The 12,074-nt window shown below is 66.7% G+C and carries 12 protein-coding genes and 1 pseudogene; 12 read left to right on the forward strand and 1 reads right to left on the reverse strand.

Going from position 1 to position 12,074, the window contains the following annotated elements; translation table 11 throughout:
* Positions 1 to 4 precede the first annotated feature (4 nt).
* Positions 5 to 1,384, forward strand: coding sequence for a mycothione reductase (gene mtr / locus K883_RS00990; protein WP_020823189.1), 1,380 nt, complete (start codon positions 5 to 7; stop codon positions 1,382 to 1,384).
* Positions 1,385 to 1,386: 2 nt separating this feature from the next.
* Here mtr and K883_RS00995 read toward each other — a convergent pair whose 3' ends face one another.
* Positions 1,387 to 1,878: a Fur family transcriptional regulator gene (locus K883_RS00995; protein ID WP_020823190.1), complete on the reverse strand. Its 492-nt coding sequence runs from the start codon at positions 1,876 to 1,878 to the stop codon at positions 1,387 to 1,389.
* 162 nt (positions 1,879 to 2,040) lie between these two features.
* On the opposite strand from K883_RS00995, the gene K883_RS01000 reads away from it, so the two are divergent.
* The 11 genes and pseudogenes from K883_RS01000 to K883_RS01050 all read left to right on the forward strand — a co-directional run bounded on the left by K883_RS01000 (position 2,041) and on the right by K883_RS01050 (position 12,073).
* Positions 2,041 to 3,150, forward strand: a complete 1,110-nt coding sequence (locus tag K883_RS01000) for a Nickel transporter NicT (protein WP_369798901.1) — start codon at positions 2,041 to 2,043, stop codon at positions 3,148 to 3,150.
* Between the two features lie 99 nt (positions 3,151 to 3,249).
* A complete protein-coding gene (locus K883_RS01005) occupies positions 3,250 to 3,585 on the forward strand; it encodes a hydrogenase maturation nickel metallochaperone HypA (RefSeq protein ID WP_020823192.1) in 336 nt (111 codons plus the stop codon).
* Between the two features lie 28 nt (positions 3,586 to 3,613).
* Entirely contained in the window at positions 3,614 to 4,387 is a 774-nt protein-coding gene (gene hypB / locus K883_RS01010) for a hydrogenase nickel incorporation protein HypB (RefSeq protein WP_020823193.1), read from the forward strand.
* 257 nt (positions 4,388 to 4,644) lie between these two features.
* Positions 4,645 to 5,700 (forward strand): NADH-quinone oxidoreductase subunit B family protein, encoded by a 1,056-nt coding sequence (locus K883_RS01015; protein WP_036453404.1) that lies wholly within the window; start codon positions 4,645 to 4,647, stop codon positions 5,698 to 5,700.
* Positions 5,701 to 5,801: 101 nt separating this feature from the next.
* Positions 5,802 to 7,601, forward strand: coding sequence for a nickel-dependent hydrogenase large subunit (locus K883_RS01020; protein ID WP_020823195.1), 1,800 nt, complete (start codon positions 5,802 to 5,804; stop codon positions 7,599 to 7,601).
* 3 nt (positions 7,602 to 7,604) lie between these two features.
* Entirely contained in the window at positions 7,605 to 8,537 is a 933-nt protein-coding gene (locus K883_RS01025) for a NifU family protein (protein WP_020823196.1), read from the forward strand.
* An 8-nt stretch (positions 8,538 to 8,545) separates the two neighbouring features.
* A complete protein-coding gene (locus K883_RS01030; RefSeq protein ID WP_036455235.1) occupies positions 8,546 to 9,190 on the forward strand; it encodes a DUF5947 family protein in 645 nt (214 codons plus the stop codon).
* Entirely contained in the window at positions 9,187 to 9,828 is a 642-nt protein-coding gene (locus tag K883_RS01035) for a DUF6084 family protein (protein WP_020823198.1), read from the forward strand. Before K883_RS01030 ends, K883_RS01035 begins: the two co-directional genes overlap by 4 nt.
* Positions 9,825 to 11,187, forward strand: a pseudogene (locus K883_RS01040) (hypothetical protein); the annotation flags it as partial. The gene K883_RS01035 and the pseudogene K883_RS01040, both read left to right, overlap by 4 nt.
* A 127-nt stretch (positions 11,188 to 11,314) precedes the next feature.
* The gene (locus tag K883_RS01045; RefSeq protein WP_020823201.1) at positions 11,315 to 11,806 is read left to right on the forward strand and encodes a hydrogenase maturation protease; all 492 of its coding nucleotides are present in this window, start codon (positions 11,315 to 11,317) and stop codon (positions 11,804 to 11,806) included.
* Positions 11,807 to 11,809: 3 nt separating this feature from the next.
* Positions 11,810 to 12,073: a HypC/HybG/HupF family hydrogenase formation chaperone gene (locus K883_RS01050; RefSeq protein ID WP_020823202.1), complete on the forward strand. Its 264-nt coding sequence runs from the start codon at positions 11,810 to 11,812 to the stop codon at positions 12,071 to 12,073.
* The last annotated feature ends 1 nt before the right edge of the window (position 12,074 follow it).

Raw genomic sequence — 12,074 nt, forward strand, 5'->3', positions numbered from 1 at the left:
CGGTGTGGAGACCTACGACGTCGCGATCATCGGAACCGGTTCGGGCAACAGCATTCTCGATGAACGCTTCGCCGACAAGCGGGTGGCCATCTGCGAACAGGGCACGTTCGGGGGCACGTGCCTGAACGTCGGGTGCATCCCGACCAAGATGTTCGTCTACGCCGCCGAGGTCGCCCAGACCATCCGGGAGGCTGCGCGCTACGGCATCGACGCCGGCATCGAGCGGGTGCGCTGGGACGACATCGTCTCGCGCGTGTTCGGGCGCATCGACCCGATCGGGGTCAGCGGCGAGGACTATCGGAACGCCGCGCCCAATATCGATGTGTACAAACAGCACACCCGGTTCGGCGCGGTCCAACCCGACGGGCGCTACCTGTTGCGCACCGACGCCGGCGACGAGTTCACGGCCGACCAGGTGGTGATCGCGGCGGGGGCGCGCGCCGTGGTCCCTCCCGCGATCCTCGAGTGCGGCGCGACGTACCACACCAGCGACACGATCATGCGAATCCCCGAACTGCCGGAGCATTTGGTGATCGTCGGCGGCGGTTTCGTCGCAGCCGAATTCGCCCATACCTTCTCCTCCCTGGGCTCGCGGGTCACCCTGGTGGTCCGGGGCTCCACATTGCTGCGACACCTCGACGACGTCGTCGGCGAGCGCTTCACCCGCATCGCGGCCAGCAAGTGGGAACTGCACACCCACCGCAACGTCGTGGGCGCCGAAAACCAGGGTTCGGGCGTCGCGGTGCAACTCGATGACGGCCGCACCGTGAACGCCGACGCGCTGCTGGTGGCGACCGGCCGCGTGCCCAACGGCGATCTGCTCGACGCCGAGCAGGCCGGCGTCACCGTCACGGACGGCCTGGTGGTCGTCGACGAGTACCAGCGGACCACGGCGCGTGGCGTTTTCGCGCTCGGCGACGTCTCCTCGCGGTATCAGCTCAAGCACGTCGCCAACCACGAGGCGCGCGTCGTGCAGCACAACCTGCTGTGCGACTGGGACGACACCGAAGCCATGGCCGCCACCGACCACCGCTACGTGCCCGCGGCGGTGTTCACCGATCCCCAGATCGCCTCCGTCGGGCTGACCGAAAACCAGGCCATCGCACAGGGTTTCAAGATTTCGGTGAAGATCCAGAACTACGGCGACGTCGCCTACGGCTGGGCGGCCGAGGACACCACCGGGATCGTCAAGCTCGTCGCCGAGCGCGGCACCGGCCGCCTGCTGGGAGCGCACATCATGGGTGATCAGGCCTCGTCGATCATCCAGCCGTTGATCCAGGCGATGAGCTTCGGGCTGACCGCCCCGCAGATGGCCCGCGGGCAGTACTGGATCCATCCGGCGCTGGCCGAGGTGGTGGAGAACGCGCTGTTGGGCCTGGACTGACCTCAGCGCCGGCGCGGCCGGGCCGGCGGTGTGTCGTTTTGACACTGGGGACACACGCCGTGCAGCGTCAGCCCGGCCGCCTCCGACAGCGCGAAGGAACTGCCCGCCATCGCATGCTCGAGCGCCAGGCTCAGCCGGCGGGCGGGCACCTCGATGATCGTGCCGCACTTCGTGCACACCGCGTGGTGGTGCGGCGCGGTGGCCAGGCCGTAGGTCGTCACGCCGCCGTCGAGGGTCAGCGCGTGCAGCACCCCCTGATCGACGAGGGTGGTCACCGTGCGGTAGACGGTGGCCACGTCGGGCGCCTGGGCCCCCGGGGGCAGACACTCGCGCATCCGCTTGTCGATCTCGGCCACCGACAGGTGTCCATTGACCGGCTCGAGCACCGCCAGCACCTGGATCCGCGACGCCATCCGCCGCAGTCCGCGGGCGCGCAGCAGATCGCCGATCCGCTCGGCGAGAGACGCATCCAGGAGTGGCGGTTTGGGCGTCACCGGTTCAGTGTCACGCCGCAGGACCGGGATCGCCAGCTTTCGCCGCGATCGGGTCCACGATTCTGCGATTCACTTGCATCTGGCGTGACGTGGAACTTACAGTCGTGCCGGTTGTCTCCCCGATACCGCGAGGCCGGAAGGACCCCAGTGGCCAGCACCGAGATCGACTGCCGGCCGTCACGGACGACCAGGCTTCTCGGTGCCCTGACGACCGCCCTGACGACAGCGGAGTGGTGGCGCCTGGCCGCGATGCTGGCGGCCATCGTCGCGATGCACCTGCTCGGCTGGTTCACCCTGGTGTTCTTGGTCGCACCGGCCCAATACAGCTTGGGCGGCAAGGCTTTTGGTGTCGGCATCGGGTTGACCGCCTATACCCTGGGCATGCGGCACGCCTTTGACGCCGACCACATCGCCGCCATCGACAACACGACCCGCAAGCTGATGAACGACGGGCAACGCCCCCTGGCCGTCGGCTTCTTCTTCTCGCTGGGCCACTCCACGGTGGTGTTCGGCATGGCACTGTTGCTGGCGTGCGGGGTGAAGACGGTCGTCGGGCCGGTCAGGGACGACTCGTCGACGCTGCACCACTACACCGGGCTGATCGGCACCAGCGTCTCCGGCGTCTTCCTGTATGCGATCGCCCTGCTCAACGTCATCGTCCTGGTCGGCATCCTGCGCGTGTTCGCGCGCGTGCGCCGCGGTGAATACGACCCCGAGACCGACGGGGCCGAACTGGAGCGGCAATTGCAGAGCCGCGGCCTGATGAACCGCCTGCTCGGTCGGCTGACCAAGTCGATCACCAAGTCCTGGCACTGCTATCCGGTCGGCTTGCTGTTCGGGCTCGGTTTCGACACCGCCACCGAGATCGCCCTTTTGGTGCTGGCCGGCACCAGCGCCGCGGCCGGGCTGCCCTGGTACGCCATCATGTGCCTGCCGGTGCTGTTCACCGCGGGCATGTGCCTGCTGGACACCATCGACGGCTCGTTCATGAATTTCGCCTACGGCTGGGCCTTTTCCAGTCCGGTCCGCAAGATCTACTACAACATCACCATCACGGCGCTGTCGGTGGCGGTCGCCCTGCTCATCGGAAGCGTCGAGCTGCTCGTCCTGTTCGCCGACCAGTTCGGTTGGCGCGGCGGGTTCTGGAGCTGGATCGGCGGGCTGGACCTCAACGCGATCGGCTACATCGTCGTCGCCATGTTCGTCGCCACCTGGGCGGTGGCCCTTCTCGTCTGGCGTTACGGACGCATCGAAGAAAAGTGGACCTCGTGAGTCGACCACGAGGCTGACCGCAAGGCGCCGTTCGGGTGTAGAACAGTGCTCATGGGCTCGTTGGCCTGCGCCCGGCTCGCGGACCGCCGGTGATCGGCGATGCATGAGCTGTCGCTGTGCGAAGCGATCGCCGGTGTGGTCAGAAATCACGCCGACGGCCGGCACGTCGACGTGGTGCGGGTGCGGGTCGGTGCGCTGCGCCAGGTGGTGCCCGAGTCGCTGTCCTTCTGCTGGACACTCGTCCGCGACGCGGAGGACATGCCGGACGCCGAACTGGAACTCGAATGCGTCAGCGCCGAAGTCCGGTGCCGCACCTGCGGCCGGCAATCCGAGATCACCTCGCCATGGTCGATCTGGTGTCCGCGGTGCGACAGTTCCGACGTCGAGGTGCTGCGCGGCAACGAATTCCTGGTGACCTCGCTGGACGTGTCATGAAAGAGATGTCTCGTGAAAGGCGTTGACGATGGGTAGATTTCATCGGCACGACGACGGAACCGTACACACCCACTCCCACGATGACATTCCTCACGACCATGATCGCGGCGACCACAGCGGCTACCGGACCGGCGGTCAGCGCGTCGAGGTGCTGGAGGCGATCTTCGCCGAGAACGACGTGCTCGCCGACGCCAACCGGGCGGCGTTCGAGAGCAACGGGGTCCGCACCCTCAACCTGATGAGCTCGCCGGGCTCGGGAAAGACCACCGTCCTGCAGGCGACCCTCGACGAACTCGCCGGCGACCTGGCCATCGGGGTGATCGAGGGCGATATCGCCACCGACCTGGACGCGGCCAAGCTCCGCGGACGCGGCGCCCAGGTGTCACTGCTCAACACCAGCAACGGATTTGGCGGTGAGTGCCACCTCGACGCGCCCATGATCAACCGGGCACTGCCCGGCCTCGAGCTCGCCGCGCTGGACCTGGTGGTCATCGAGAACGTCGGCAATCTGGTCTGCCCGGCGGAATTCGACGTCGGCGAGCACGCGAAGGCGATGGTCTATTCGGTGACCGAGGGCGAGGACAAGCCGCTGAAGTATCCGGTGATGTTCCGGTCGGTCGACGTGGTGCTGCTCAACAAGATCGACCTGGTGCCCCACCTGGACGTAGACGTCGACACCTACATCGCCCACGTTCGCAAAGTCAATGCGGCAGCGACGATTTTGCCGGTCAGCGCCCGCACGGGCGACGGTATGGCCGCGTGGTTCGGCTGGCTGCGGCGCTTCGCCACCGAGGGGGGCTGAGCGGCTCCCCTGGTGTGCGCACTCCTGCGAAGCATTCGCAGGAAGATCGCCCCGTTCTGCCTCACCGGTGGTGTCGCAATACCCAAGCGCGACAAGGCTTTTCGTTATTATGCGACACGTGCCTACTAATCGGTAATGTCGAACCGTTGACAACGCACGATAGCGGGAGTAGACCCGGAAAATAGCGCTGCGCAAGTGGGCCGACGGTCGACTCCGGCGGCGCCAGGAGCCCCAGCCCGGCTCCGGAAAGCTGCAGCATGCCAACGGAAGCAGCAGTCAAGGCAGAACAAACATTAATCCATGTCCTATGGATAAACGCGGGCCTCAGTTGTGACGGTGATTCGGTGGCATTGACTGCTGCCACCCAGCCCAGCGTCGAGGAGATCGCCTTGGGGGCGTTGCCCGGACTCCCCCAGGTCGCCGTGCACTGGCCCCTGATCGACTTCGAATGCGGACCCAACGGGGGCGCGGACGACTTCTTGGAGTGGTTCTTCAAAGCCGACCGTGGCGACCTGGAGCCCTTTGTGCTCGTGGTCGAAGGATCCATCCCGAACGAGAAGATCAAGGACGAGGGCTACTGGTGCGGCTTCGGCAACGACCCGGCCACCGGGCAGCCGATGACCACCAGCGAGTGGCTCGACCGGTTGGCGCCCAAGGCCACCGCCATCGTGGCGGTGGGGACCTGCGCCACCTATGGGGGCATCCACGCGATGGCCGGCAACCCGACGGGGGCGATGGGCGTGCCGGACTACCTCGGCTGGGACTGGAAGAGCAAGGCGGGCATTCCGATCGTGTGCGTGCCGGGCTGCCCGATCCACCCGGACAACCTGTCGGAGACGCTGACCTACCTGCTGTATATGGCGACGGGTCAGGCGCCGATGATCCCGCTCGACGACGCGCTTCGGCCGCAGTGGCTGTTCGGCAAGACCGTGCACGAGGGCTGCGACCGGGCCGGCTACTACGAGCAGGGCGACTTCGCCACCGAGTACGGTTCGCCGAAATGCATTGTCAAACTTGGTTGTTGGGGACCCGTCGTCAAATGCAATGTGCCCAAGCGCGGATGGATCAACGGTGTCGGGGGTTGCCCCAACGTCGGCGGGATCTGCATCGGCTGCACCATGCCGGGGTTCCCGGACAAGTTCATGCCGTTCATGGATGAGCCGCCGGGCGGAAAGATCTCGAGCACCGCGTCGGGAATGTATGGAGCCGTGATTCGCAGTCTGAGGGGTATCACGGAACGCACCGTCGACAAAGAGCCGCGGTGGCGCCATAACGGCGACCAACTCACCACTGGCGCGCGCCGCACCTGGTAGGTCACCTACCGGGTCGGTGCGCTCCTTTTCACATTCGTAGCCGAAGAGCCGTCGCCGCATCAGCCAACGCGGAAGCAGCCAAAGCGGGAAGAAGTAACGCGATGACAACCATCAGCCCTCAAGCCAGTCAAACCAAGCGGGAACCGGGCCAACTGGTCGACATGGCCTGGGATCCCATCACCAGGATCGTGGGCAGCCTGGGCATCTACACCAAGATCGACTTCGAGAACAAGGAAGTCGTCGAGTGCCACAGCACCTCGTCGATCTTCCGCGGCTACTCGATCTTCATGAAGGGCAAGGACCCGCGCGACGCCCACTTCATCACCAGCCGCATCTGCGGAATCTGCGGTGACAACCACGCCACCTGCTCGTGCTACACGCAGAACATGGCCTATGGCGTCAAGCCGCCGCATCTGGGCGAGTGGATCGTCAACCTCGGTGAGGCCGCGGAATACATGTTCGACCACAACATCTTCCAGGAGAACCTGGTCGGGGTGGACTTCTGCGAGAAAATGGTCTCCGAGACCAACCCGAGCGTGCTGTCCCTGGCCGAGAAGACCCCGGCCCCACACGCCGACGCCCACGGGTACAAGACGATCGCGGACATCATGCGCTCGCTCAACCCGTTCAGCGGTGAGTTCTACCGGGAAGCCCTGCAGACCAGCCGCTACACGCGCGAGATGTTCTGTCTGATGGAAGGGCGTCACGTGCACCCCTCCACGCTGTACCCCGGCGGTGTCGGCACCGTCGCAACCATCCAGCTGATGACCGACTACATGACCCGGCTGATGCGCTACGTCGAGTTCATGAAAAAAGTTGTGCCCATGCACGACGACCTGTTCGACTTCTTTTACACCGCCCTGCCCGGTTACGAGAAGGTCGGGCTGCGCCGCACCCTGCTGGGCTGCTGGGGCTCCTTCCAGGACCCCGAAGTGTGCAACTTCGAATACAAGGACATGGAAAGCTGGGGCAACGCGATGTTCGTCACCCCGGGTGTGGTGGTCGACGGCAAGCTGGTCACCCACTCGTTGGTGGACATCAACCTGGGAATCCGAATCCTCTTGGGTAGTTCGTATTACGACGACTGGACCGACCAGGAGATGTTCGTCAAAACCGATCCGCTGGGTAACGCGGTGGACCGGCGTCACCCATGGAACCAGCACACCAACCCGCACCCGCAGAAGCGGGACCTGGAGGGCGGCAAGTACAGCTGGGTGATGTCTCCGCGCTGGTTCGACGGCAAGGAACACCTGGCGCTGGACACCGGCGGCGGCCCGCTGGCCCGGCTGTGGTCGACCGCTCTTGCCGGCCTGGTCGACATCGGCTACGTCAAGGCGACCGGCAACAGCGTCAAGATCAACCTGCCCAAGACGGCCCTCAAGGGGCCAGTCGAGTTGGAGTGGAAGATCCCCCAATATGGCAGCAACACGATCGAACGCGATCGGGCGCGCACCTACTTCCAGGCCTACGCGGCCGCGAGTGCGCTGCACTTCTGCGAGAAGGCGCTCGAGGAGATCCGCGCCGGGCGCACCAAGACGTGGGAGAAGTTCGACGTGCCCGACGAGGCCATTGGCTGCGGGTTCACCGAGGCGGTCCGCGGCGTGCTCAGCCACCACATGGTGATCCGGGACGGCAAGATCGCCAACTATCACCCGTATCCGCCGACGCCGTGGAACGCCAACCCGCGCGACAGCTATGGCACCCCCGGGCCGTATGAGGATGCGGTGCAGGGCCAGCCGATCTTCGAGGAGAACGGCCGGGACAACTTCAAGGGGATCGACGTCATGCGCACGGTGCGCAGCTTCGATCCGTGCCTGCCCTGTGGTGTGCACATGTACCTGGGAAAGGGCAAGTCCCTGGACAGACTGCACACGCCGACCCAGTCACCCGATGGGGAGTGAGGTATGGCGGATCGCCCGGGGAACCCCGAGACCGACGCGCAGTGGCGCACAGCGGGCGATCGGATCCAGACACTGCTGGATTCCTGCGCCGCGGGCGGGTCCGGCGCGTATGACCGTGCACAACAACTGGTTCGCGAAGTCGTCGGGCTTTACGGCGCCGGGCTCGAGCGGATCATGGCGATGGCCGGCGAGCCCGGGCCGGACGGGGGGCTGGTCGAGCGGCTGGCCACCGACGACCTGGTGGCCAGCCTGCTCCTAGTACATGGGCTGCATCCGCACGACGTGCGCCGCAGGGTCGCCGGCGCGCTCGATCGGGTGCGCCCCTACCTGGGTTCACATGGTGGAGACGTCGACCTGCTCGAGGTCGTTGCGGGCGGACGCCCGGAAGAATTCACCGTGCGGCTGGCCTTCAAAGGCAGCTGTAAGAGTTGTCCGTCCTCGGCGGTGACCCTGGAGCTGGCCGTGCAGGATGCGGTGCGCGCGGCGGCACCGGAGATCTCCTCGATCGAGGTGGTCACCGCCGCGGACACGACCGCTCCGGCGAACGTCATCCCCGCCGAATCGCTGCTGGCGCAAGTGCATTCGAATGAACATGGACCGACTACCTGGCACCCGGCCCCCGAGCTGGCCGAGCTGGCCCCCGGCGAAGTCGCAGGATTCGTCATCGACGGGGTGACCCTGCTGGCCTGCCGGGTCGGTGACCAGACATTCACCTATCGAGATCACTGCCCGGTGTGCGCCGGCTCGATGGCGGGTTCTCAACTGCGCGACGGGCTGCTGCGCTGTGCGGGCTGTGGGACGGATTTCGACGTCGTCCACGCGGGCGCCGCGGCGGCCGGCGGTTCGGCCGCTCATCTCGAGCCGATTCCCCTGCTGACCCACGACGGCCTGCTGTCAGTGGCGTTGCGGGCCGACGCGATGGGCGCCCCGGCATGACCGCCGGCATGAGCACACCCTTCGACGTCCTGGCCCGCATCAGGAGCGACCGGCGCGCCCCCGAGCCCGCGGGCGAACGCTGCGAGATGTGCGCCGAGCCGATCGCCGACGAGCACCAGCACGTGGTCAATGTGACCGGCCGCCAACTCATGTGCGTCTGCCGCGCCTGCTATCTGCTGTTCACCGACTCGGCGGCCGACCTGCGCTACCGCGCGGTGCCCGACCGGTACCTGTCGTTTCCCGATTTCGCGCTGGATCGCCTGGTGTGGGAGGCGCTGCAGATCCCGGTGGGGGTCGCCTTCTTCTTCACCAACTCCACCCTGGGCCACACCGTCGCCTTCTACCCCGGACCGGCCGGAGCATGCGAATCCGAGCTGGACATGGAGGTCTGGGAAACCATCCGCGACGCCGACCCCCGGGTGAGCCTGCTCGCCGACGACGTGGAGGCGCTGCTGGTCCGGGTCGCCGACAGCGCCCAGGATGGTGAATTACCGCAACCGGAAACGTATCTGGTCCCGATCGACGCCTGCTACGAATTCGTCGGACGCCTGCGCATGCTATGGCGCGGCTTCGACGGTGGCCAGCAGGCCCGCGAATTCATCGACGGCTTCTTCGACCGGCTCGCCGCCCGCGCCGTGAAGACATTCCCATGAACGTCGGCTTTGAAGTGCTCGACGTGACGGCCGAACCGTACACCGTCAGCCCGATATTGACCGCCCGCGTCGCCGTCACCGCGGGCGGCGACGACCCGGTGCACGCCATCGCCCTGCGCTGCCAGGTCCGCATCGAGCCGCTGCGTCGTTCCTACTCCGACGACGAAGCGGCCGGGCTGATGGACCTGTTCGGCGGCCGCGAACGCTGGGCCAACACCCAGCGCACCTTCCTCTGGCAGCATTGCACCGCCATGGTGCCCGGCTTCACCGGCCACACCACCGCCACCCTGCCGCTGGATTGCACCTACGACTTCGAGGTGGCCGCCGCCAAATATCTGCACGCGCTGCGCGACGGGGCGGTGCCCCTGCAGTTCCTGTTCAGCGGAACGGTTTTCGTCAACTCCGAGCGCGGGTTCTCGGTGCAGCAGGTGTCGTGGGACTGCGAGGACAACTACGCCATGCCCGTCACGGTCTGGCGCGACCTGGTCGCACAGCACTACCCGAACAGCGGGTGGATCCGGCTGAGCCACGACACCATCGCCGAGCTGGCCCGCTACAAGTCGGCCCGCGGGATGCTCGACTTCGACCACGCCGTCACCTCGCTGCTGAATGCCGCCGATCGCGAGGTGACCCGATGACGTCGAGTTGGGATCGGGCCCGTACGGTCGCCGACGCGGTGCTCTACGAAGGCTATCTGCTCTACCCATACCGGGGGACGTCGAGCAAGAACCAATCACGCTGGCAGTTCGGGGTTTTGGGGCCAAGCGGCGCGGCCGAGGCCGGCCTGGGCGAAGACGATGCCCTTGCCGCGGAGTTCCTGGTCGACGGCGCCCGGGCGCTGACGCTGGTGGTGCGGTTCCTGCAATTGCAGCGCCGGCGGGCCGAAAGGGCCACCGAGGGAGGCGATTTCGAACCCGTCGACGAGCTGAGCACCGCGACCGGATCGTGGCTGACCTGGGACGAGGCGGTGGAGTGCGAGGTCTCCTTCGGCCCCCTCGCGTTCGGCGATCAACCCTGGTCGCTGCCGGTGACGGCACCGGCGGCAACCGACCTCGAGATGTTGGACGGCGGCCGGCTGGTCCGCCAACGCCACGAGATTCGGGGCGTATTGACCGTCACCAGCCAGCCCGACGGCGACCTGCAACGCGTGTCGGTACGGGTCACCAACACCGGCGCACCCGTCAGCGCACAGGACGATAAAGATTCAGTCATCGCACGATCCATGATCGGCACGCACCTCATCGCCGAAGTGGTTGGCGGCCGGTTCGTCTCGTTGCTCGAGCCACCGCAGAGCGCGACCGACGCGGCGTCCCGATGCGCCCAGCACCGCTGCTTTCCAGTGCTGGCCGGCCCCCCAGGCACCGACGACACGCTGCTGATCTCGCCGATCATCCTCTACGACCACCCTGAAGTCGCCGAACAGAGCGACACCGCCCTGTACGACTGCACCGAGATCGACGAAATCCTCACCCTGCGCGTCATGACCATGACCGACGACGAGAAGGCACAGGCCCGGGCCACCGACCCGCGGGCCGCGCGGATCATCGACGAATGCGACGCCATGTCGCCCGAGGCCATGGCCCGGCTGCACGGCGTGCTGCGCGATCTTCGCGGGCTCGAGGTCTCCGTTGGACTGGTGCCCGAGATTCCCGACGGCGTGGACTGGTGGGACCCACTGGCCGACAACGCGGTTCGCCCCGAGATCGACGCGGTGCTCGTCAACGGGGTCCGGGTAGCGCGCGGCAGCAGGGTCCGGTTGCGACCGCGGCGCAACGCCGACGCCCAGGACATCTTCGTCGCCGGCAAGACCGCCCGCGTCACGTCGGTGCACGAGGACGTCGAGGGCAACAAACACGTCGCCGTCGTCGTCGACGAGGACCCGGCCGCCGACCTGCACGACTGGTACGGCCGCTACCTGTACTTCTCCCCCGACGAAGTCGAGCCGCTGCAATCGCAGCACAGCACAAACCCCTGAAAGGAGTTCGTCATGGAAATCCTCGGTTGGATCTTCATCGCCATGGTCGCGCTGGTGGTCGCAATCGCCGTGGCCCTCGGCGCGATATCCGTGCCCGATGCCCGCCGCTATCTGAAGTTGAGGCGGATGTAGCCGACGCGGGTGCCACCATGACTGCGCGCATCCTGGTAGCCGGGATCGGCAACATCTTTTTGGGCGACGACGGGTTCGGCTCCGAAGTGGTCCGCAACGCCGCACTGCCCCAGGACGATCCGACGGTTCAGGTCATCGACTACGGCATCCGTGGCATGCACCTGGCCTATGACCTGCTCGAGGAGTGGGACACGCTGGTTCTCGTCGACGCCGTGCCCAGCCGGGGCCATCCCGGCACGTTGCACGTCTTTCAGGCCGAGCACGACGGGCCGTCCGAGACGAGCGGCCTGGACGGTCACAGCATGGACCCGGCCGCCGTCTTCGCCAGCCTGCGGGCCCTGGGCGGCCACCCGCCCTACACCGTGGTCGTCGGATGCGAGGCGGGCAGCGTCCAGGAGGGCATCGGCCTGACCGAGCCGGTCGCCCAGGCCGTCCCCCGGGCGGCGCGGGCGGTCGAAGAGATCGTCGCCGCGCTACACCCGTCTGCGTCGACCGAAAAGGGGTGCTGAGCCATGTGTTTGGGCATACCCGGCCAGGTCATCGGAATACTGGACGGTTTCGAGGGCCAGCTGGCACTGGTCGACGTCACCGGCGAACAGCGCAAGGTCAACGTCGGCATGTTGCCCGACGAGACGTTCGCGCCCGGTGACTGGGTGATCATCCACATGGGCTTCGTCGTCGAGAAGACCGATCAGGCCGGCGCCGAACAGGCCATGGCCGGGCTGGAGTTGATGGGCCGGGGCCGCGCCGACCCCGCACTGGGCCCGGAGGCTTGAT

It is taken from the genome of Mycobacterium sp. TKK-01-0059 (genome assembly GCF_000709305.1).
Classification (GTDB): Bacteria; Actinomycetota; Actinomycetes; order Mycobacteriales; family Mycobacteriaceae; genus Mycobacterium; species Mycobacterium intracellulare.